This window comes from Kribbella sp. HUAS MG21, from assembly GCF_040254265.1.
Classification (GTDB): domain Bacteria; phylum Actinomycetota; class Actinomycetes; order Propionibacteriales; family Kribbellaceae; genus Kribbella.
Genome location: NZ_CP158165.1, coordinates 2,062,350 through 2,082,594 on the forward strand (window position 1 = coordinate 2,062,350; position 20,245 = coordinate 2,082,594).

The 20,245-nt window shown below is 69.6% G+C and carries 16 protein-coding genes and 1 pseudogene; 5 read left to right on the top strand and 12 right to left on the bottom strand.

All coding sequences use genetic code 11. The annotated features are described in order from the left end of the window. The first annotated feature begins 109 nt into the window (after window positions 1-109). Window positions 110-1,003: a carbohydrate kinase family protein gene (locus ABN611_RS09795; protein ID WP_350279495.1), complete on the top strand. Its 894-nt coding sequence runs from the start codon at window positions 110-112 to the stop codon at window positions 1,001-1,003. Here the strand turns inward: ABN611_RS09795 and ABN611_RS09800 are convergent. Next, the gene (locus tag ABN611_RS09800) at window positions 960-1,628 is read right to left on the bottom strand and encodes an SDR family oxidoreductase (protein ID WP_350279496.1); all 669 of its coding nucleotides are present in this window, start codon (window positions 1,626-1,628) and stop codon (window positions 960-962) included. The two genes, ABN611_RS09795 and ABN611_RS09800, sit on opposite strands and share 44 nt — an antisense overlap. Window positions 1,629-1,808: 180 nt before the next feature. Next, window positions 1,809-2,660, bottom strand: coding sequence for an NUDIX domain-containing protein (locus tag ABN611_RS09805; RefSeq protein WP_350279497.1), 852 nt, complete (start codon window positions 2,658-2,660; stop codon window positions 1,809-1,811). A gap of 78 nt (window positions 2,661-2,738) precedes the next feature. Between ABN611_RS09805 and ABN611_RS09810 the strand changes: the two genes are divergently transcribed. Both ABN611_RS09810 and ABN611_RS09815 read left to right on the top strand, forming a co-directional pair. Continuing rightward, complete coding sequence (locus tag ABN611_RS09810; RefSeq protein WP_350279498.1) at window positions 2,739-3,737, top strand: SPFH domain-containing protein; 999 nt, start codon at window positions 2,739-2,741, stop codon at window positions 3,735-3,737. A 34-nt stretch (window positions 3,738-3,771) separates the two neighbouring features. Next, complete coding sequence (locus tag ABN611_RS09815) at window positions 3,772-4,647, top strand: hypothetical protein (RefSeq protein ID WP_350279499.1); 876 nt, start codon at window positions 3,772-3,774, stop codon at window positions 4,645-4,647. On the opposite strand, the gene ABN611_RS09820 is transcribed toward ABN611_RS09815, so the two are convergent. From ABN611_RS09820 to ABN611_RS09835, 4 genes are all read right to left on the bottom strand, one after another. After that, window positions 4,596-5,645: a hypothetical protein gene (locus tag ABN611_RS09820; RefSeq protein WP_350279500.1), complete on the bottom strand. Its 1,050-nt coding sequence runs from the start codon at window positions 5,643-5,645 to the stop codon at window positions 4,596-4,598. The two genes, ABN611_RS09815 and ABN611_RS09820, sit on opposite strands and share 52 nt — an antisense overlap. Window positions 5,646-6,792: 1,147 nt before the next feature. Continuing rightward, window positions 6,793-7,719, bottom strand: a complete 927-nt coding sequence (locus ABN611_RS09825) for a hypothetical protein (RefSeq protein ID WP_350279501.1) — start codon at window positions 7,717-7,719, stop codon at window positions 6,793-6,795. A gap of 19 nt (window positions 7,720-7,738) precedes the next feature. Continuing rightward, complete coding sequence (locus ABN611_RS09830; RefSeq protein ID WP_350279502.1) at window positions 7,739-8,617, bottom strand: hypothetical protein; 879 nt, start codon at window positions 8,615-8,617, stop codon at window positions 7,739-7,741. Between the two features lie 26 nt (window positions 8,618-8,643). Beyond that, entirely contained in the window at window positions 8,644-9,618 is a 975-nt protein-coding gene (locus tag ABN611_RS09835; protein ID WP_350279503.1) for a hypothetical protein, read from the bottom strand. 147 nt (window positions 9,619-9,765) lie between these two features. Here ABN611_RS09835 and ABN611_RS09840 point away from each other — a divergent pair. Both ABN611_RS09840 and ABN611_RS09845 read left to right on the top strand, forming a co-directional pair. Then, a pseudogene (locus tag ABN611_RS09840) lies at window positions 9,766-10,727 on the top strand (CocE/NonD family hydrolase); the annotation flags it as partial. Window positions 10,728-10,871: 144 nt separating this feature from the next. Then, entirely contained in the window at window positions 10,872-11,723 is an 852-nt protein-coding gene (locus ABN611_RS09845; protein ID WP_350281622.1) for a CocE/NonD family hydrolase C-terminal non-catalytic domain-containing protein, read from the top strand. A 146-nt stretch (window positions 11,724-11,869) separates the two neighbouring features. On the opposite strand, the gene ABN611_RS09850 is transcribed toward ABN611_RS09845, so the two are convergent. The 6 genes from ABN611_RS09850 to ABN611_RS09875 are packed head-to-tail and all read right to left on the bottom strand — an operon-like array spanning window position 11,870 to window position 20,245. Next, entirely contained in the window at window positions 11,870-13,015 is a 1,146-nt protein-coding gene (locus ABN611_RS09850) for a glycosyltransferase (RefSeq protein ID WP_350279504.1), read from the bottom strand. 12 nt (window positions 13,016-13,027) lie between these two features. Continuing rightward, window positions 13,028-15,652: a glycosyltransferase gene (locus tag ABN611_RS09855; RefSeq protein ID WP_350279505.1), complete on the bottom strand. Its 2,625-nt coding sequence runs from the start codon at window positions 15,650-15,652 to the stop codon at window positions 13,028-13,030. Next, a complete protein-coding gene (locus ABN611_RS09860) occupies window positions 15,649-16,950 on the bottom strand; it encodes a nucleotide sugar dehydrogenase (protein WP_350279506.1) in 1,302 nt (433 codons plus the stop codon). Before ABN611_RS09860 ends, ABN611_RS09855 begins: the two co-directional genes overlap by 4 nt. Window positions 16,951-16,975: 25 nt before the next feature. After that, a complete protein-coding gene (locus tag ABN611_RS09865; RefSeq protein ID WP_350279507.1) occupies window positions 16,976-18,184 on the bottom strand; it encodes an acyltransferase in 1,209 nt (402 codons plus the stop codon). Between the two features lie 4 nt (window positions 18,185-18,188). Beyond that, the gene (wecB, locus tag ABN611_RS09870) at window positions 18,189-19,241 is read right to left on the bottom strand and encodes a UDP-N-acetylglucosamine 2-epimerase (non-hydrolyzing) (protein WP_350279508.1); all 1,053 of its coding nucleotides are present in this window, start codon (window positions 19,239-19,241) and stop codon (window positions 18,189-18,191) included. Then, on the bottom strand, window positions 19,238-20,245 hold the full coding sequence (locus ABN611_RS09875; RefSeq protein ID WP_350279509.1) for a Gfo/Idh/MocA family oxidoreductase: 1,008 nt from the start codon (window positions 20,243-20,245) through the stop codon (window positions 19,238-19,240). The genes wecB and ABN611_RS09875 overlap by 4 nt, the downstream gene beginning before the upstream one ends.

The window sequence follows — 20,245 nt, forward strand, 5'->3', positions numbered from 1 at the left end:
GAAGTGTTCGTCGGTTGAGCATGAACTGACTGTGCCGGGAAGTGGACTGTGCGTTCAGCTTGCGAAAGACACCTGTGATCCCTGGCGAAAGTCGGGTATTACGGGACGGGTGGAGTTGGATGTGCTGGTGATCGGCGGAGTGGGCATCGACACGATCGTGCGGGTGCCGGAGCTCCCGTTGGCGGACGTCGACTCGGTCGCGGTCGAGCCGATCGAGACGTACCTCGCGCACACCGGCCACGGGGTCGCGCTCGGCTGTCACCTGCTCGGGCTGAACGCCGCCCTGGTGGACGTGATCGGTGACGACTCCGAGGGCCGGCGGATCCGCCGTACGTACGCCGAACTCGGCATCCCGCTGCGCGTCGTACTGCACCCGAGCGGCACCCGGCGCTCCGTCAACCTGGTCGCCCCGGACGGCCGCCGGCTCTCGATGTACGACGGCCGCCAGCCGGCCGGGCTCCGCGTCGACCCGGACCTGTGGCGCCCCGCGATCCGGCACGCCGAACACGTGCACGTGTCGATCATGGACTTCGCCCGGGACGCGCTCGGCGACGCGATCGCCGCGGACCGCTCGATCTCCACGGACCTGCACGACTGGGACGGCCGCAACGAGCACCACAAGGACTTCGCCACCGCGTCGGACATCGTGTTCGTCTCGACCAGCGCCCTGCCGCCGGACGGCGTCGAGTGGATCCTCGCCAACGGCCGCGCGGACGTCGTGGTCGCGATGGCCGGCGCCGACGGCAGCTACCTGCACGTCCGGGGCCGCGAGGTGCAGCACTTCCCCGCGATCACGTTCCCCGACCGCCCGATCGTCGACACGAACGGCGCGGGCGATGCGTACGTCGCCGCGTTCCTGGCGCGCTACCTCGACGGAGCCTCCTGGCAGGACGCCGCCACCGCCGGCACCGTGGCCGCCTCCTGGGCCTGCGGCTCCGCAGGCACCCACACCAACCTGATCACGGCCGAGGAGCTAGCTGTTCGAAGTAGAAAGCTCGGATGAAGCAGTCCCGCGGCTGACCGACCGCGAACAGCACACAGTCGACGACCGAGTCAGCGGTCAGTTCGGCACCGCTCAGCCGCGGCCCGTCCTGCACGAAGTCCGGCGGGAACAGCGAGATCACCCGAATCCCCTCCGGACGCAGGCGCGCGGACAACACCTCGGCGTACCCGGCCTGAGCGTGCTTGGCGGCGTAGAAGGCCGCATGAGCCTCGGACCGATGCTGCCCGGGCTCACCGGCCGCCGAGATGAGGTTGACGATGTCCGGGGCCTCGGACGCCCGGAGCAGCGGAAGCAACCGCTCGGTCAGCAGCACGGTCCCGGTGGCCGCCCCGGCGATGGTGTCGCTGATATCCACCGCCCGTACGTCGCCCGCCAGGTACCGCGCCCCGCTGTTGACCAGGACGTCCAACCGATCAACGCGCAGCCCCTCGATCGACGCCGGATCCGTGAGGTCGAGCACGGCGGCCGATCCCTCACCGCCCGCCGCGCGGATCAGCTCCACGGTTTCCTCTGCAGCCGCCACCGTCCGCGCGGTAGCGATCACGTGCGCACCCCGAACAGCAAACGCGAGCGCAAGCTTCCGACCGGTATCCCGCCCCGCCCCGGTGACCAGCACATGACTCATGCCCGCCACCCAACCACCTCAAGCCAACTGAAAGTCAACTCGACCAACCGGCTCTCCTCGTGGCCCTCGACAACGACCCGCTTCGCCGAGTCGTGAGTTTCGGCTCGGAATTCCCGCCAGAATCCACGACTCGGCGGTTGGGGGCAGAGCCGAACGCCACGACTCGGCGACGAGCCGACGTCAGCCGCGGGTCATCGGGGGGTGCAGTGTCGCCGCTGTGCCGCGCCGGAAGAGTTGAGCGGGGCGGCCGCCGTCCCGGGTTGTGGTGGCGCCGATCGGGGTCACGAAGTTGGGGGTCTTGGTGACCTTGCGGTGGAAGTTGCGCGGGTCGAGCGCGATACCCCAGACCGCTTCGTACACCCCGCGCAGCTCGGAGATCGTGAACTCAGGCGGACAGAACGCGGTCGCCAACGGCGAATACTCGAGCTTCGCACGAGCCCGTTCCACGGCATCACTCAAAATCCGCCCGTGATCAAACGCCAGCCGAACCCCACCACCCCGCTCATCCCCCGGCACCTCACCCTGTATCTCGCCCCGCATCTCGCCCCGCACCCCGCCCGGCACCTCACCCCGGGCCCCGCCTGGCGCGTCACCCTGCACCTCACCCCGTACATCGCCCCGCGCCTCGCTCGGCTTGGCCGTCGGTGGATGGGCAAGGGGGTTCGCCAGGGCGTCGGTGACGTTGATCCATGCGGCTGACGCGGCATCCGAGCCCGCGGTCGGGGCGGGCAGGTCCGGGACCAGGGCCAGATAAGCCACGCTGACCACCCGGCCGCGCGGGTCGCGATCCGGAGCGCCGTACGTCGCGACCTGTTCGAGGTGGATCCGCTCCGCCGCCAGGCCCGTCTCCTCCGCGAGCTCTCGGCGCGCGGTCGTCTCCAGGTCCTCGTCCGGCCGCACGAACCCGCCGGGCAGCGCCCAGCGACCCTGGTACGGCGGGATGCCGCGGCGGATCAGCAACACCTGGAGGCGGCCGTCGCGGACGGTGAGGATGACCAGGTCGGTCGCCAGGCCGAGCGGCTCGAAATCCATGCCCACACTCTAATCGTCACCTTGACGAAAAGCGATCCAACCCCTTATCGTCATAGTGACGACAAGGAGAACGAAGAGATGGCAGACATCACCCGGTTCCGCTTCATCAGCCACCTGCGGGCCAACCCCACCACTCACGTGCGACACCTGCGCAACGGCAAGCTGGCGCATGACGGCGCCGGCCAGGCGTTCTGGTTCCGGGCGCTGAACTCGTCGCTGAGCGAGATCCCGATCGACGACCGCGAGCAGCCGCTGCTGTTCCACGGGCGCACCCAGGACTTCCAGGACGTCGCCGTACAGGCCACGGTCACCTACCGCGTGACGGACCCGGCGCTGGCGTCGAGCCGGCTGGACTTCGGGATCGACCCGGACACCGGGCTGTGGCGGTCGACCCCGCTCGAGCAGCTCGGCGGACTACTGACGGAGCTCGCGCAGCAGACCGCGCTGGACCTGCTCGCCCGGATGACGCTGACCGAGGCGCTGTCCGAGGGCATGACCGCGCTCCGTCAGGCGGTCGGCACCGGGCTGCGCGAGGACCAGCGGCTGACCGGGCTCGGCATCGGCGTCGAGGACGTCCGGGTGGTCGCCGTACGCGCGGAGCGGGACGTGGAGAAGGCGCTGCAGACCCCGACCCGCGAGATGGTGCAGCAGGCCGCAGACAAGGCGACGTACGAACGGCGTGCACTCGCCGTCGAGCGCGAGCGTTCGATCGCGGAGAACGAACTGCAGAACCAGATCGAGCTCGCCCGCCGCGAGGAGCAACTGGTCAACCAGCGCGGTCAGAACGAGCGCATGCGCGCGACCGAGGCCGCCGCCGCCGGTCAGATCGAGACGCACGCCGCCGCGGGCCGTAAGCGCGCACTGGCCGAGGCGGAGGCCGACGCGAAGCGCGTGATCGGTGCCGCCGAAGCCGCGGCCGAGAAGGCGTTGCTGGACGCGTACGCCGAACTCGACCAGGGCACGATCCTCGCGATGGCGATCAAGCAGGGCGCGCTGCCGGAGATCGGAACGCTCAACCTGACGCCGGATCTGCTGACCCCGCTGCTGACCAAGCTGACGGCCGGGGAGCAGTCGTGAGCCTGGTACGACGCCGGCCCGCGGGAGGTTCCGCATGAGCCTCCCGCCCCGCGCGGTGGTCGTGCACCGCGCGACCGAGTTGACGGAGCTGATCGCCCGGCACGGCACCCGGCAGCAGGCAGGGTTCTTCCTGGCCGGTCGTGGCCGGGACCTGGCCGAGCTGGACGCGCGGCACCAGGCCCAGCAGGATGCGCTGGCGGCGGTGTCCGCGGCGATCCCGCTGGACTGGCGCCGCGCGGTTGCCGAGCGCAATGATCTCGACCGGTTCGGGTTCGGGCCGGAGGACGTGGTGATCGCGGTCGGCCAGGACGGGCTGGTGGCGAACGTGGCGAAGTACCTGGACGGCCAGCCGGTGATCGGCATCAACCCCGAGCCGTCCCGCAATCCCGGCGTACTCGTCCCGCACCCACCGGCCGCGATCGCCGACCTGCTGGCGACCCGGACCGTGACCGAGCGGACGATGGTTGCCGTGAGCACCGATGACGGCCAGCAACTGCTGGCGTTGAACGAGGTGTACGTCGGCCACCGGACGCATCAGTCCGCGCGCTACCGGCTCAGCTCGCCGGACGCGCTGCCCGAGCGGCAGTCCTCGTCCGGAATCCTGGTCGGCACCGGCACCGGATCGACCGGCTGGTGCCGATCGGCCTGGCAGGAACGACACAGTCCGTTGGCACTGCCAACGCCGACCGATCCGGTGCTGTGCTGGTTCGTCCGCGAGGCCTGGCCGTCGCCGGCGACCGGCACCGACAACACCGAAGGATTGCTCAAGGCGCCGGACACGCTGACGATCACGGCCGAGTCCGACCTGGTCGTGTTCGGCGACGGGATGGAGTCCGACACCTTGAGCATCAGCTGGGGTCAGCGCGTCGAGGTCGGGGTCGCCGCGGTGACGCTGCGCTTGGTGGTCTGAATCGTGGCGTGCCACGCGGAGTACAACCGGCGCGCCGAGCCGCCGATCGGACCGACCGCGTTGAAGACCGCGCCCCGGCTGGCCGGCTCGGCGTTCTCGATCGCGTCGACGGCCTGCTCGGGCGCATCGATCGTGGACGAGCACACGCTCAGGATGTAGTCCGGCACCTGCAGCTTCGGATCCACGCAGCCGACGAGCGGTACGCCGACCGCAGCGACGATCGGGAACACCGTGCCCGGGATGCCCACCGCGCATTCCACACTCGCCGACTCCGGCACCGAGCCCAGCGTGCTGATCTCGTACTGGTCCCAGAGGGTCCGGTCCTCGCGCGGGTGCAGACCGACAACGATGTGCTTGCCCGCGGCCTCCAACTTCGCGGCGGCGTCGAGCAGGAGTTGCGTACCCGGCGCGGCGTTGCCGGTCTGGTCCGGGTGCGTCACGCTGGTCAGCACCAGAACGCGGTCCTGCTGCGGTGCGTACGTCGGCAGGTTGTCGGTCTGCGCAGATCCGACCATCCGCACCCGGCGCGTCCAGCCGAGGTACGCCCCGAACACCTCTGATTCAGCGGGCGACGCCGCCGTCACGAGCTCCAGCCGCGACCGGAACTCCTTCGCCCGCGGCGCCTCGAGCGGCTTCAGGTACGCCAGCGAGCTCGCCACCAACGGCAGTCGGTGCAGCGCCGCCGCCACATCCGCCGGCCAGTCGGAGGCGCCGTTCACCACCAGCAGGTCGGCTGGCGGTACGTCGTTCAGCGTCGCGGCCTTGACCGGATCACCCGGCTTGAGCTGCGAGCGATCCGGAACGACCTGCACCAGCTCCCACCCGCGGCGCGCGGCCTCGGCCAGCAACGGCTGCGCGTGGTAAGTCCCCCACGGCTCGTTGGTTGCCAACAGCACCCGAGTCCGCCGCGGCCGGGCCGCCAACGACAGCCCTGGCGTCGCAGCGAGCCCGAGCCCGAGAGCTCCGGCCTTCAGCACCGTACGTCGCGTCGTGATCATGCGCGCGACCTTACGAAGCAATGGTGAACGGCCGCTAGCCCTCCTTCGACGGCTGGATGATCAGGCGTGGGAGCGTGGGCAGATGGTGGTGTGGGACGTTGAAGACCTAGATCGGTCACGCCTTCGGCGCGGCTGTCCTATTGGCCGGCTCCGCCGGCGCCCGCGGAGGTCTACGCGCCGACACGCCCGCGCCGTGGGCGAGTGGCGGCGGCGGTTGAGGGTGTCGATCGGTCACGCCTGCGGCGTGGCTGTCCTGTTGCCGGCTTCGCCGGGACCCGAGACGGTCCTGAGGAGCGGCCGCTCCGTCGCGGGTTGAGGGTGATGACGTGTGAAGTTGAGTGTGGTGACTTGTGAAGCTGTAGACCCGTCACACCTCCGGCGCCGGCTGTACTGCTCGTCGGCTGCGCGGACCCCAGGGCGGTCCTTTGGAGCAGATGCGCCGTCGCGGTGATCTGGGACATGGCGGTCTCAATCAGCTGGCCCTACGGAGCGTCTGCCCATTCGGCAGCCATCGCCAGTGTCCGCGCATGGTCTTGGGACCGCGAGTTCCGAGCCATTGAGCATCAAGCGACAGGTCGATCCGGGACTCGAGCATGGCCCCGAAGTGTGATGCCGCCACCCAGGCTGCAAATTTGCCGCCCGCCTCCCTGCAAATCTGCCGCCGGGTTGCCTGCAAATCCGCCGCTCCTGGCCAGGTGCTCGGCGCGCCGCTAGGTCAGGTTGCTGGGCTCTACGTTGCTCCTTCGAGCGGCTGTGGACGGGAGCTGTGGGTTTTCGACGCGCGCTGGCTCGAGGCGTGCCCTCTTCGATGTCGCCGCCACAGTCCACCCGCGGCGGAACCTTCGCCCGTAAAACCGACTCGGGCGCCGGCGGAGCCGGCCGACAAGGCAGTCGCGCCGAAGGCGTGGCCGTTCTCCGTCCCATCACAGCCCATCCGCGGCGGAGCCTTCGCCCGTAGAGCGGACTCGGACGCCGGCGAAGCCGGCCAACAGAACAGCCGCGCCGAAGGCGTGACCGATTGGCACGCCACATTCCCCCCACGGAGAAGACCCGCGCCCGCAGAACAAGCGCGGACGCCGGCGAAGCCGGCCAATAGGACAGTCGCGCCGGAGGCGTGTCCGAAGCGTCCGATTGGCTGGCTCAGGGTTCAGCCTCCGTTGAGGGGGTCGTAGGCGGGGGCGAAGCGGAAGTGTTGCCAGTCGGTGAAGGTTGTCGGGACCTTGCCGAGGCTCTTGATGACTGTCGACGCGCCGTTCGCGTGCCCGACGGCGTACAAGTAGCCGGTCTTCGCGTCGCGGTCGATGCCGAGCAGGATCGAGCCTGTCTTGCCGCACGGGGCGGCGATGAGCTGTTCGAAGATCTGCCAGCTCGACGTCCGCACCGGGGTGATGATCGGCTTCAGCGGCACGCTGGTCGGGATCTTGACCGTGTACAGCCCGCCCGCCCGGTTGTTCGCCAGGAACATGTCGTACGTCGGCGTCGTGGCGATCAGCGCGAACGACTTCATCGTGCTCATCCCGGTCACGTACCCGGTGTTGCGGAAGCCCTTCCCGACATCCGTCCAGCGCCCGAACTTGCCGTACATGTCCTGCGAGTACAGCATCGTCCGCGTCGGAGCACTACCAGGCGACGCCTTGTACTGCGACTGGATCAGGAACCGCCCGCCCCAGCCGTTGCCGATCCGCTTGAACACCGGCGTACCGACGATCTTCCCGTCGGAGCCGATCGTGTACGTGCTCTCCATCAGATAGCCGGAGCCCCACACGACCTTGCCGCTGCGCGTGGTCCGGCCGTTGCCCGCGGGCACAGCGGTGAACGTGGTCGGATTGATGACGGCGTACGGCGTGTTGTAGACGTTCGGCGTGGTCATGATACGACCCACCGTCGGCGGCGCGGTGGCGCTTAGGACGCGGCTGTTGACGCCGGACGCGGTGTCGAACGCGCCCAGCCCGAGCGCACACGCCGCCGTGACGGCACTGCCGGTCGCGGGTGCTGCGGCGGCCGGCTGGAGCGCCGGGCCGAGGCCGAGTGCGAGTCCGGCGGCACCGGTGAGACCTAGGACCTTGCGGAACATGCAGTTTCCTCTCGGAGGTTCAGTCGCCGTTGGCGACGTCGAACTCGGGGATCGGGACCCAACGGAAGTACACCGGGTCGGTGAAGGTTCCGGGGACCTTGCCCCGGGACTGGATCAGCGTCGACAGACCGTTGGCGTGTCCAACGGCATACAGGTAGGCGGCCCCGGTGTCCTTGTCGATGCCGAGCAACAGCGTGCTGTTCCGCCCGCAGCCCGTCGCGGCCAGCGTCTCGAAGCCCTGCCAGGTGCGGGTGCGGACCGGCGTCACCACCGGTTTCGCCGTATCGTCCGGGATCCGGATCGTGTACAGCGCACCGCCGTGAGTGTTCGCCAGGAACGTGTCGTACGTCGGCGTCTTCGCGATCAGCGCCATCGACTTCACCGCCGCGTACCCGGCGTACGAACCGGCCGCCCGCCACGTCCCGTTGTCGATCGTCCAGCGGAAGAGGACGCCGTCGTCGCGCAACGCGTAGGCGGCCTTCCGGTGCAGCTTGCCCGGGTACGGCGCCTGGTACTCCGAAACCTCGAGCGCCTTGAACCGGCTCCAGCCACCACCGACCCTGCGGAGATTCGGCGGCTCGACGAGCTGCCCGTTCACGTCGGTGAGGTAGACACTCCAGTACAGCGCGTCGCCCGCCACGACATAGCCGTAGCGCTCCGCTCCGCCCGGGGACGGCTCCTGGGTTTGCCGGGCGCTCAGCCGGATCAGCCCGGGCTTGTAGACGCCGGCCAATTGCCGATCCCGCACGGTAGGCGGAGTCGTCGCGACGACGTTCGTACTGCGGTGCGCGCCGGCGGCGGTCACCGAACCCAGCGCGACTTCACAGACCTCGGCCACGGCCACCGGGGCCGCCTGGGCGTTCGCCGGCGCCAGCGCGGCCAGGACGAGTCCTGTCACCGCGGTCACTCCCGCTGCCCTGTTCATCATTCGCCGTTCGCGATGTCGTAGTCCGCGACCGGGACCCACCGGAAGTTCACCGGGTCGTCGTACGTCCCCGGGACCTGACCGCGTCCTTGGATCACGGTTGACAGGCCGTTCGCGTGGCCGACCGCGTACAGGTAGCCCTTCTTGGTGTCCTTGTCGATGCCGAGCAGGAGCGTGCCGTACCGACCGCAACCCATCGCGGAGAGCTCCTCGAAGACCTGCCAGGTGCGCGTCCGGACGGGCTTCACCACCGGCTTCATCGGCGACGCCGCCGGGATCCGGATCGTGTAGAGGGCACCGCCCCGGGTGTTCGCCAGGAACGTGTCGTACGTCGGCGTTTTCGCGATCAGCGCCATCGTCTTGACGGCCGAGAAGCCGGCGTACGAGCCGCCGGCCCGCCAGCCCTTGCCGCTCGTGTCCCACCGGAACAGCACGCCGTCGGTGCGCAGCGCATACGCCGTCGCCCGGTACGTCTTGAGGTCCGGGCTCAGGTACTCCACGGACTCCAGGAACCTGAACGGGCTCCAGCCACCGCCGATCCGGGTCAGCGTGGTCGGGCCGTCGGTCGAGCCGTCGTCGTACCCGAGGTAGGCGCTGTGGTAGAGCGCGTCGCCGATCACGACGTACCCGTAGCGGTCCGTGCCGGAGATGTTCGGCTCGATGGTCTGCCGCGCGCTCAGCCGGACCTGCCCCGGCTTGTAGACGCCGCCGGTGGTCCAGTCGTCCGGCACCTGCGGCGGCGTGGTGGCCGTCGGGTCCGAGAAGCGGTGTCCGCCGGCGGCGGTCACCCCGCCGTGCCACACGAAGCAGGCCTGCGCTTGTGCGGCCGTGATCTTCTTGCTCGTACCGGGCACGGTCGCCCCGGGCCGGGTCGGGTCGGGCTTCGCGGTGCCCTGCGCGTGTGCGACCGCGGGCAACGCGGCAGTCAGCGCGAGGACCGTACTCCCCGCCCAAGCAGTCAGTCGTCGAAACATGTCGCCCCCTCTCACACCTTTGATACGGGGCGGACACGGAAAGTTGCGGGCGAAGTATTACCCGTGCTGTTCACGAAAGGTGAGCGCGCGAGTGAGTTCTGTGCACAGAATAGAGCCTCACCTACCGCCCATAGGGGGAATTCACGCATGCGCAGAACTCGGATACGGGCCGGTCTGGCCCTCCTGGTCGCCGCGGCCGTGGCGCCGGCCGCCTCGCTCACCGCAGCGAACGCAGCAACAGCAGCACCCGGGTCCACCGCCGTACCGTCCAAACCCTTCGTCCAGGGCACGCAGACCGTGCCCGCCTATGACTACGACAACGCGATCCACGAGCGGGTGCAGGTCGACGTACCCGAGCTCGACGGGGACGCGAACGGGATCACCGACCAGGTCACGGTCGACATCATCCGGCCGGGCGAGGCGGCCGCGGCCGGGGTCGACGTACCGGTGATCATCCAGGCCTCGCCGTACTACGCCGGCGATCCCGACAGCTACTTCGACGGGGTCGGCGTCCGGCAGGTGTACGGGAGCTGGCTGGACAACTACTTCGTGCCGCGCGGGTACGCCGTCGCGTTCGTCGACATGCCCGGGACTTTCCGGTCGACGGGCTGCAGCGACGTCGGCGCGGACCTCGAGGTGCTCGGTACCAAGGCCGTCATCGACTGGCTGAACAACCGCACCGCCGGGCACAAGCCGGACGGCAGCGCCGCGAAGGCGGACTGGTCGACCGGTAAGGCCGGCATGATCGGCGTGTCCTGGAACGGGACGATCGCGAACTCGGTCGCGAGTACCGGCGTCCGCGGGCTGGAGACGATCGTGCCGATCGCGGCGATCTCCAGCTGGTACGACTACACCCGCGGGTTCGGGGTGCCGTTCTACGACGAGTACATGGGCTTCCTGCACGACTACGTCAGCAACGACGCGTCACCGCGCTGCGTGCAGCTGACGGACGAGATCGAGCAGGCGTCCGACACCCCGACCGGTTCGTACAGCACGTGGTGGGACCCGCGGAACTACCGGCTCGACGCGTCCAAGTCCGCGCCAGCGTGTACGTCGTGCACGGTCTGGGCGACGAGAACGTGAAGACGCGGCACTTCGGCGAGTGGTGGGACGAGCTCGCGAAGCGCGGCGTACCGCGGAAGATCTTCCTGCACCAGGGCGTGCACCTGGACGGGTTCAGCTTCCGCGACCAGTGGGTGAACAAGCTGCACCCGTGGTTCGACTATTGGCTGCAGGGCCTGAACAACGGCGTGATGCGGACGCCGCAGGCGACGGTGCAGCGCGAGGACGGGTCGTTCGTGGACGAGCCGCGGTGGCCGGCCGTCGGCGCGCGCCAGACGACGCTGAAGCTGAGCAAGGCGGCGGGCGCGAAGGCCGGCGGGTTGTCGATCGCGACCGCGTCGAGTGATCCGATCAGCTTCACCGGCACGGACGAGCCGTCGGAGGACACCGTCGTACTCGACCCGACTGCCGCCCGGACGGACCGGGCGGTGTTCCTGAGCGACGAGTTGTCCAAGGCCGTGCGAGTCAGCGGCACCGGGAAGGTGTCGGTGCGGGTGAAGGTCAACAAGGTTGCCTCAGGCATCAAGGCGCGGCTGGTCGACTACGGTACGGCGAACCGGTACGCGAACGTCACGAACGTGCCGAACACGAAGGTGTGCTGGGGTGACGGGAACGCGCTCGACACCGGGTGCTACGCGGAGACGAAGATCAACACCGCGGTCTCCGACACGTCGGTGGTCGTCCGCACACTGGCGGACGTCGGGCACTACAAGTCCTTGTACACCAAGGAATACCTGAGCCCGGGCCGTTGGTACGACCTGTCCTTCGAACTGAACGCCGACGACGTGGTCTTCGCCGCCGGCCACCGTCTGGGCCTGGTCCTCACGGTCGAGCCCGACAACCCGTCCATCCCCTTCAAGGGCGCCACGATCACCCTCGACCCCACACGTTCCTCCCTCACGCTCCCGCTCACGGGTTACACGGCAGCCCTCCAAACTGCCGAGATCCCGCAGGCCCGCGTCCCCTCCACGCGGCTGGCCCAGCCGGAGCCGGAGAAGCACCCCGTAGAACTGATGCGCCAGATGGTCGAAGCCTCCCGCTGACACCGGCTTGCCCACTGCAGTGAAGGGTTGCCCCCTCGAATTTTCAGGGGGTAACCCACCACTTGAGGGGATGGCCACCCAGGTGAAGGGTTCGCCGAATGACGCCGCGGTCGCTGCAGAGCGCGGCGCGAGTGTGGAGGGGTGGGTCAGGTGGAGAGGGACTGGTAGGCGGCGATGAGGGTGGCGGCGTCGTGTTCCCAGTTGAGCTCTGCGGCGGCGGTGCGGACGCCGTCGGTGTAGGTGGTGTAGTTGTCGATCACCGTTCGGACCGCGGCCGTCAGGGAGTCGGGGTTGCCGGGTTCGTACAAGCCACCAAGCTTGTACTGCGTCACGACCGCCCGCAGTTCGGGTAGGTCGGCGGCCACTACCGGTACGCCGGCGCGGACCGCGTGGAAGAGTTTGTTGGGGAGGGCGAGGCGGTGGTTCTCGCAGGTGTTGGTGAGAGTGACCAGGGAGATGCCGTAGGAGCGGAGTGTGTCGTCGACCTCGTCGATCGAGCGTTCGGGGACGGTCTCCACCGGACCGAGATCCAAGCGATAGTTGGGATCCACCGACCCCATCAGCACCGTCCGGAACGGCGCCAGCTGCCGAGCCGCGGCCACCACCGTCGGCAGATCCCGCCCGGCCCCGACGCGGCCGGCGTACAGCAACCCCTCGGGCTGCGAAGGCGCCGGCGGTACGTCGTCCGCGCGCGGGAACGTGTTCCGTACGACGCGCACATCAGCCAGCCCGCGCGAACGCAACCGCGCCGCGATCCCGTCCGACACCGTGAAAACAACCCGCGCGCGCGACGCCAGCGCGACCTCGTACCGCCGTCCGCGCGCCCGCCACAACGGCGTCGGCCGCCCCGGCAGCGCCCGGTCGAACCACAGCTCGTGGCTGTCGTACACCAGCGCGGCGGACCAGCGCGAGGCGTACTCCGCGGCGAGCTCCAACGTGTTGAAGTCGTGCGCGTGCACCACGTCGACCGGCCCCGCCGCGGCCACCCGCGGAGCCGCCGCCAACCGCCACTGCTTCTCGGTACGACTCCGGTGCTCGGGCAGCAACAACCACCGCCCGAACCTCTTGACCAGCACCTTCGGCCCGGAGTGCCCGTGTCCGACCGTCAGCCCGCCGTTCCCGGACCGCAGACCGGACGAGCGGGAGACCGACTCCACCGTGATCCCCGGGCCAACCTCGAACCCTTCCGGGACGTCGCGGCCGATCACGTGCAGCGTGTGACCGGCCGCGGCCAGTGCGGTCGCCTCCCGGAGGATGCGCGAGTCCCCGGCGATCGGGGACTGCGCGATCATCAGAATCCGCACTTACTCGCTCTCGTCCTCGAACACCAGCTCGTTGTTCAGGAACGGCAGCAGCACCTCGACCGACTTCCGCCCGTCGTGCAGGTCCCGGACGTACGACGGTCCGGCGTCGGCGATCTTGCGGGCCGTGTCGCGCTCGGCGACCAGCCGCTCGATCACCTCCGACAGGTCGTCCGGGTTCGCCTCGGCGATCGGCAGGTCGGTCGGCAGCAGGTCCCGGACCGGGTCCGCGACATGCCCGACGGTGACCCGGCCGGCCGCCATCGCCTCGCAGGCGAACACGCCGTACGAACCGAGCAGCAACTGGTCGACCACGATGTCGGCGCTCTTCACCATCTCGGCGAGCTCCGCGTGCGGCACGCCCTGGACGCGGTTGTACTTGATCAGCCCGCGCGCATCCAGGTCGGTCAGCACCGGGTCGACGTACGCCGATCCCTTCAAAGCCGAGGCCGACGGCGCGTGCAGCACCACCGGGACCTCGCGCTCCAGCACCGGCTGTGTCGACACGAAGCCCTCGACGTCCACCGCGAGCGGCAACCAGATGCCGTTCTCGACGAACTCGAGCAGGTCCGGCGTGGTGACGAAGACCGGGCCCTTGTAGCCCTCGAGATGCCGGCGCATCAGGTTGTTCGCGGCCTGCAGCCGGACGGTCAGCTCGTCGTCCGGGTTGCGGAACGGCGAGTACCGGTACTGCTCGCGGTGCTGCGCGGGATCGCGGATCTCCGAGCCGTGGAACACCAGCCCGTGCTTGATCCCGGCCTGGTCCAGCATCGGTACGTCGGTCGTCCACATCTGCCCGCGCTGCTGGCCGAACATCGGCCGCCCCGCCTCGAACAGCACGTGGGTGACCTCGCGCAACGCGTACGCCGTCAGCTCCAGCTGCCAGCGCAGGTCCGACCGGTACTGCCGGTAGGTGCCCGTGCGGTGCACGCGGAAGTCGAACGCGCCGCTGCCCGTGGTCAGCGACTCCGCCTTGACGTCCGGCACCTCGCGCTCCAGCGCGGTCGCCCACAACCAGGCCTGGCCCGCACTGTTGACCGGCCCGAGCAGCAGGTGCCGCCCGGTCTTGACGCTCCGGCCGCCCGGCCGGGTGACCTCGAGCTGCTGCCCGGTCAGCTCGCCGTACAGCTCCCGCAGCTTGCCCGCCTGCCCGGCCCAGGACACTTCCTGCTGGTACGCCGGATCCGCGACCCGCTCCCGGTAGCCGTCCAGGTCACCGAGCACCGTCCGGACCTTCGCCGCCAGATCGCGACCGTCCTCCGCGGTGAACACCTCGCCGATCCGGGTCCGCTGGACGAACTCGGTCATGCTCGGCATGTCGCTGACCACCACCGGCAGCCCGGCGAAGGCGTACTCGAACAGCTTGTTCGGCAGCGCCATCTCGTGGCTCGGGTAGCGCAGGATCGGGATCAGCCCGACGTCCGCGGTACGCAGGAACGCCACCACCTCGTCCGGCTTCACCGGGTCCAGGCAGTGCAGCCGGTCCTGCACCTCGAGCTGCACGGCCTGCGCCTGCAGCTGACGTACGACGTCCGTCGCGACACCGGGCACGCACACGACGGCCAGGTGCACGTCCGGCAGGTCCACCAGCGCCTGGACGGCGGTGTGGATGCCGCGCGCCCGGGTGACACCGCCGCTGTAGACCAGCAGCGGCACGTCGGGCGCCAGGCCGATCTGGCTGCGAATGTCGGACACCTCGACCGACACGTCAGCGGGGTTCGGTGTGTTCATCACCACGGTCGGCTCGTGACCGAGCTTGTGCTCGCTACGCAGCCGGCTCGCGATCGCCGGGCTGACGGTGATCACCCGGTCGGCCTCGCCGATGTACTCGCGTTCGTGGTTCGCCCAGGCCGCGATCGAGCGCCGGGTCCGGCCGCCGTACTGCGACAGTCCGGCGACGTACTCGTGCGCGTCGTACACGACCTTCAGCTTCCGGCCGCGGAGCTTCGCGCGGCCGGCGGCGCGGGTCGCGACGCCGATCACGTGCATGTCGTGGGCGTGCACGACGTCCGGCTCGAGGCGGTCGATCAGGTCGCCGAACGCGATCTCCAGGTCCAGCGCCTCCGGGTGCAGCTTGCGCCACGGCGCCGGCCACGGCAGCCGGTGCAGCACGCCGTCGTACGCCCGCCAGCTGAACTTGAACGGGATGTCCGCCTTGTTGCCGACGCCCTTCCGCACCCAGGCGGCCCGCTCGGCCGCCTTCCAGCGCGCGCGGCGCAGCAGCCGGGTGGCGACACCGGCCTTGAACTTGATCGGGTTCCCCTGGCCCGCCTTGGCCCGTGCGATCGCATGCCCGGAGTCGGCCTTGAGCTCCTTGAGCTCGGCCTGGATCCGCTGGCTGCGCGCCACGTAGCTCGCGCGGTACCGATAGCCCACCAACGGCGGCCGCCAGTTGCGGCGCGCCGTACGGCTTCGTTTCCGTTCCTCACGCAGTGCGAACGGCACCGCCACCCGGACGATCAGCGCACCGTCGAGCATCTCCCTCGACGGGAGACCGCTGGCCGAGACCCCGAGCACAGTCACCTCTGCTCCGGTCTCGGCCAAGGCTGCGGCCTCCTTGCGGACCCGGCTGTCGTTGGTGACGTCGTTGGCGACGATCATCACGACCCGCAGGTCGGCATGTGTCACTGGCTGACCGACCTTCCGATCACAATCCGCCGCACGCCCGCCCATTTGGCCGGGTCGGTGCGGTCACGACCGTCGACGAGCACCTTCACGCCCGGCAGGTCCGCCGGGCTCAGCTGCGCGTACTCCGCGTGGTCCGCCTGCAGCACCGCGGCGTCCACCGGCGAGCCCAGCGTGTACGGCGTGAAGCCGAGCCCCTGGAGCTCCTCGTCGGTGTACAGCGGGTCGTGCACGGACACCTCGGCACCGCGCGCCTTGAGCGCCTCCACGGCCGGGAAGACCCCGGAGAACGCCGTTTCCTTGACACCACCACGGTACGACGCGCCGAGCACGACGACCTTGGCGCCCTGCAGCTCACCGAACGCGCCCTCGAGCAGGCCGATCGTGTAGTCGGGCATGCCGGCGTTCGCCTCGCGGGCGGCCCGGACGACGGTGGCGTCGGGGTCGGTGTACAGGTACAGCCGCGGGTAGACCGGGATGCAGTGGCCGCCGACCGCGATACCGGGCCGGTGGATGTGGCTGTACGGCTGCGAGTTCGACGCCTCGATCACGGCGTGCACGTCGATGCCGTTCTGGCCGGCGAACCGGGCGAACTGGTTCGCCAGGCCGATGTTCACGTCGCGGTAGGTGGTCTCGGCGAGCTTCGCCAGCTCGGCCGCCTCGGCGGAACCCAGGTCCCAGACGCCGTTCGCGCGGTTCAGGTCCGGGCGCTCGTCGAAGTCCAGCACGGCCTCGTAGAACGCGATGGCGCGCTTCGCGCCCTCCTCGGACAGGCCGCCGACCAGCTTCGGGTACTTGCGCAGGTCCGCGAACACCCGGCCGGTGAGCACCCGCTCCGGCGAGAACACCAGGTGGAAGTCGGTGCCCTCGGTCAGCCCGGAGATCTCCTCGATCATCGGCTTCCACCGGTTCCGGGTGGTGCCGACCGGGAGCGTGGTCTCGTAGCTGACCAGCGTGCCGGGGGTGAGGTGCTCGGCCAGCGAACGGGTCGCGTTCTCCATCCAGCCGAACTCCGGCTGCCCGGTCTGCTCGTCCACGAACAGCGGCACGACCACGACGACCGCGTCGCTGTTCGGGATCGCGTCCGCGTAGTCCGTGGTCGCCCGTAGGCGGCCGTCGGCCACGGTCTCGGCGAGCAGCTCCTGCAGGTGGGCCTCACCCGGGAACGGCTCCTGGCCGGCGTTCACCAGCTCGACGAACTTCTCGTTGATGTCGACGCCGACGACCTGATGGCCCTTGGCCGCGAACTGGACCGCCAACGGCAGTCCGATCTTGCCTAAGGCAACTACACTGACACGCACAGGAACTCCACTAGGTAGTGATTCTTCATCGGGGGCCTCGGAGCTTCCGTTCCAGCGGGTGCTCGACGAACTTGTAGAGCAGCCACGAGGCGAGGATCGAGACGGCGCCGACACCGGCGTACCACGTCAGGTTGGACCAGCCGATCGGGCCGGCGATCCCGTGGTACTCCTTGATCGCGTACAGGATGGTGGCGTGCACCAGGTAGAAGGCGTACGACCACTGGCCGAGCTTGACCAGCGGCGTGCTGCGCAGCATCGACCTGCCGCCGCGGACGTCGCGCGCGGCGACCGCGAGGATCAGGAAGCCGTACAGCAGCGTGAGGAACTCCTTCTGGCACAGCCCCAGGGTGACCGCACCCGGAACCTGCGTCGGGTGCGCGCCGGAGTACCAGAGCACGAACAGGCCGCCGCCGGTGACAAGGAACGCGAACCACACCGGGATCCGCGGCTTCCACCCGGACCGCAGCGCGATCGCCAGGCCGATGCCGAACAGGAACGCGACCGAGTGCAGGATCGGCTGCGGCAGCACCGGTACGTCGGCCTTGTAGTGGAACAGCGCCAACCGGTAGGCGCCGCCGGCCACGATCACGGCGACGCACAGCAGCAGGCCGCCGACCGTCTTCAGCTTCTGGGTGGCGCGCCAGATGAACGGGAAGTACGCGTAGAAGAACGCCTCCACCGAGAGCGTCCAGCCGGCCGGGTTGCCGCCGTACAAGATGGTCGGGTTGTTCGACCAGCCCTGCACCAGGAAGGCGGACAGCACCAGTACGGTCACCGACACCGGCTTGATCCAGGCCATCCCGGCCGGCGGCTCGAACCGGTAGAAGACGAAGATCGCCGCGACCAGCGTGAGGAAGTACAGCGGGAAGATCCGGGCGAACCGGCGCCGGTAGAACGTCCGGATCTTGGTGCCCTTCTGGGCCGACCAGGTCAGCACGAACCCGGACAGCACGAAGAAGAACGTGACGCCTGAGGTGCCGTACTTCAGGAAGTCGAAGATCGGCAGCGGCGCCAGCTGGGTCATGTGGTGGCAGAACACGAAGAAGGCCGCCCACCACCGCAGACCGGTGAGCGACTCGACGCGTGGCAACCTCCCGCCCGGGGCGGCCGGCGGTGCGCCGGACTCCCCGGGGAAGGTACTGGCCGGCGCGCCGGGAGGAGGGGTCCCCGCATCGGCCGACCCAGGCAGATCCTGGGTCGGCGGTGTCTGGTTCTCTTCGGCGGCCTTCGTCATGTGGTTACTCCGCGAGTGTGGCGACGACACGCTCGGCAGCGTGGCCGTCGCCGTACGGCATCGGGCGGTCGCCCTCCGGCGTCGGCCGGGCGGCCAACTCGGGCAGCTTACTCACGTCGGATGTCAACACGTTCCATCCGTTCTCCAGCGTCTCCACCCACTCGGTCTCGGTGCGCAGCGTGGTGCACACCCGGCCGAGCAGGAACGCCTCCTTCTGGAGACCGCCGGAGTCGGTCACCACACCGGCCGAACCGAGCACGGCCGCGACCATCTCCGGGTACGCCAGCGGCTCCCGGACGTGCAGCGAACCGTCCGGGCGGTCCAGCTTGATGCCGTGCTCCGCGCACTTCGCGACCAGCCGCGGGTGCGCCAGCAGCAGCACCGGCGAACCGGCACCGGCCAGGCCGTCGATGATCGCGGCCAACCGCTCCGGGTCGTCGGTGTTCTCGGCCCGGTGGATGGTGGAGACGACGTACTCGCCGCGCTTGAACGGCACGTCGAGCGCGTTGTCCTTGACCGCGTCGCGGACCCGGAAGCACACGTCGGTCATGACGTCGCCGACCAGCCGCGACTTCTCCGTCAGGCCCTCGTTCGCCAGGTGGTCCATCGCCACCTGGGTCGGGGCCAGCAGCAGGTCCGCGGCGTGGTCGGTGAGCACCCGGTTGTGCTCCTCCGGCATCAGCCGGTTGAAGGACCGCAGCCCGGCCTCGAGGTGCGCGACCGGCAGGTGCATCTTCACCGCGGACAGCGCACCGGCGAGCGTCGAGTTGGTGTCGCCGTAGACCAGCACCCAGTCCGGCTTGTGCTCGTCGAGGACGGCGTCCATCGCGGCCAGCATCGCGCCGGTCTGGACACCGTGGCTGCCGGACCCGACGCCCAGGTGCACGTCCGGGTCCGGGATCCGCAGGTCGGCGAAGAACACGTCGGACATGTTCTTGTCGTAGTGCTGGCCGGTGTGCACGATCACGTGCTGGTGCTCGGTCGCGGCAAATGCTTCCGCCACCGGCGCCAGCTTCACGAACTGCGGGCGCGCACCGACAACGCTCAGGACCTTCATGCTGACTGGGACTCCCCGGCGATCGCGATGGTTCGGTTCTCGGCCGCGGACTGCAGCGCCGCCTCGGCGACCTGCACGGTGGCCAGACCCTGCTGCAGCGTCACGATGTCGGCTTCCTTGCCCAGTACGGCGTCCCGGAACGCCTCGTGCTCGGTGCGCAGCGGCTCCGGCTTGCTGATCGCGTACCGGATCATGTCGCCCTCGCTGACACCGCGGAAGTGCGCGACGTCGTCCCAGGCGGTGGCGACCGTGCCGTTGGCGTGGAAGGACAGGTCGGCGAGCAGGGTGTCGGCGATGAACGCGCCCTTCTCACCGGTGACGACGGTGAGCCGCTCCTTCATCGGGGACAGCCAGTTGACCAGGTGGCTGGTCACGGTGCCGTCGGAGAGCTTGCCGGTCACCGCGATCAGGTCCTCGTACTGCCGGCCGGACTTGTGCGCGGTCTGCGCGGCCACCGAGACGAACTGCGAGCGCGTCACCCACGCGGTCAGGTCGATGTCGTGGGTCGCCAGGTCCAGCGTCACGCCGACGTCCGCGATCCGGGCCGGGAACGGGCCCTGGCGGCGCGTGGTGATCTGGTAGATATCACCCAGCTCGCCCGCCTCCAGGCGCACCCGGAGCGCCTGCAGCGCCGGGTTGTACCGCTCGATGTGGCCGACCGCGCCGACCAGCCCGGCCGCCTCGAACGCCTTCGCGATCTCGGTCGCCTCGGCGGTCGAGCCCGCCAGCGGCTTCTCGATCATCGCGTGCACGCCGGCCTCGGCCAGCGCCTTCGCGATCTCGGCGTGGTACTGGGTCGGTACCGCGACCATGCAGTAGTCGAGCTTCTCGGCGATCAGCTGCTCGATGTTCTCGTGCACCGGACGGCCGCCGGCGACACCGAACTTGTCACCACCCGGGTCGGCCACCGCGACCAGGTCGACGCCCTCGAGGGACGCCAGGACCCGGGCGTGGTGCCGGCCCATCATGCCCAGGCCGATCAGGCCCGCACGCAGGTTCGCCAT

Excerpts from the sequence above, each read along its gene's own strand:
- ABN611_RS09800 (WP_350279496.1), bottom strand. The coding sequence starts at position 1,628 with ATGAGTCATGTGCTGGTCACCGGGGCGGGGCGGGATACCGGTCGGAAG.
- ABN611_RS09805 (WP_350279497.1), bottom strand. The coding sequence starts at position 2,660 with ATGGATTTCGAGCCGCTCGGCCTGGCGACCGACCTGGTCATCCTCACC.
- ABN611_RS09810 (WP_350279498.1), top strand. The coding sequence starts at position 2,739 with ATGGCAGACATCACCCGGTTCCGCTTCATCAGCCACCTGCGGGCCAAC.
- ABN611_RS09815 (WP_350279499.1), top strand. The coding sequence starts at position 3,772 with ATGAGCCTCCCGCCCCGCGCGGTGGTCGTGCACCGCGCGACCGAGTTG.
- ABN611_RS09820 (WP_350279500.1), bottom strand. The coding sequence starts at position 5,645 with ATGATCACGACGCGACGTACGGTGCTGAAGGCCGGAGCTCTCGGGCTC.
- ABN611_RS09825 (WP_350279501.1), bottom strand. The coding sequence starts at position 7,719 with ATGTTCCGCAAGGTCCTAGGTCTCACCGGTGCCGCCGGACTCGCACTC.
- ABN611_RS09835 (WP_350279503.1), bottom strand. The coding sequence starts at position 9,618 with ATGTTTCGACGACTGACTGCTTGGGCGGGGAGTACGGTCCTCGCGCTG.
- ABN611_RS09845 (WP_350281622.1), top strand. The coding sequence starts at position 10,872 with ATGCGGACGCCGCAGGCGACGGTGCAGCGCGAGGACGGGTCGTTCGTG.
- ABN611_RS09850 (WP_350279504.1), bottom strand. The coding sequence starts at position 13,015 with ATGATCGCGCAGTCCCCGATCGCCGGGGACTCGCGCATCCTCCGGGAG.
- ABN611_RS09865 (WP_350279507.1), bottom strand. The coding sequence starts at position 18,184 with ATGACGAAGGCCGCCGAAGAGAACCAGACACCGCCGACCCAGGATCTG.
- wecB (WP_350279508.1), bottom strand. The coding sequence starts at position 19,241 with ATGAAGGTCCTGAGCGTTGTCGGTGCGCGCCCGCAGTTCGTGAAGCTG.
- ABN611_RS09875 (WP_350279509.1), bottom strand. The coding sequence starts at position 20,245 with ATGGCGAACCTGCGTGCGGGCCTGATCGGCCTGGGCATGATGGGCCGG.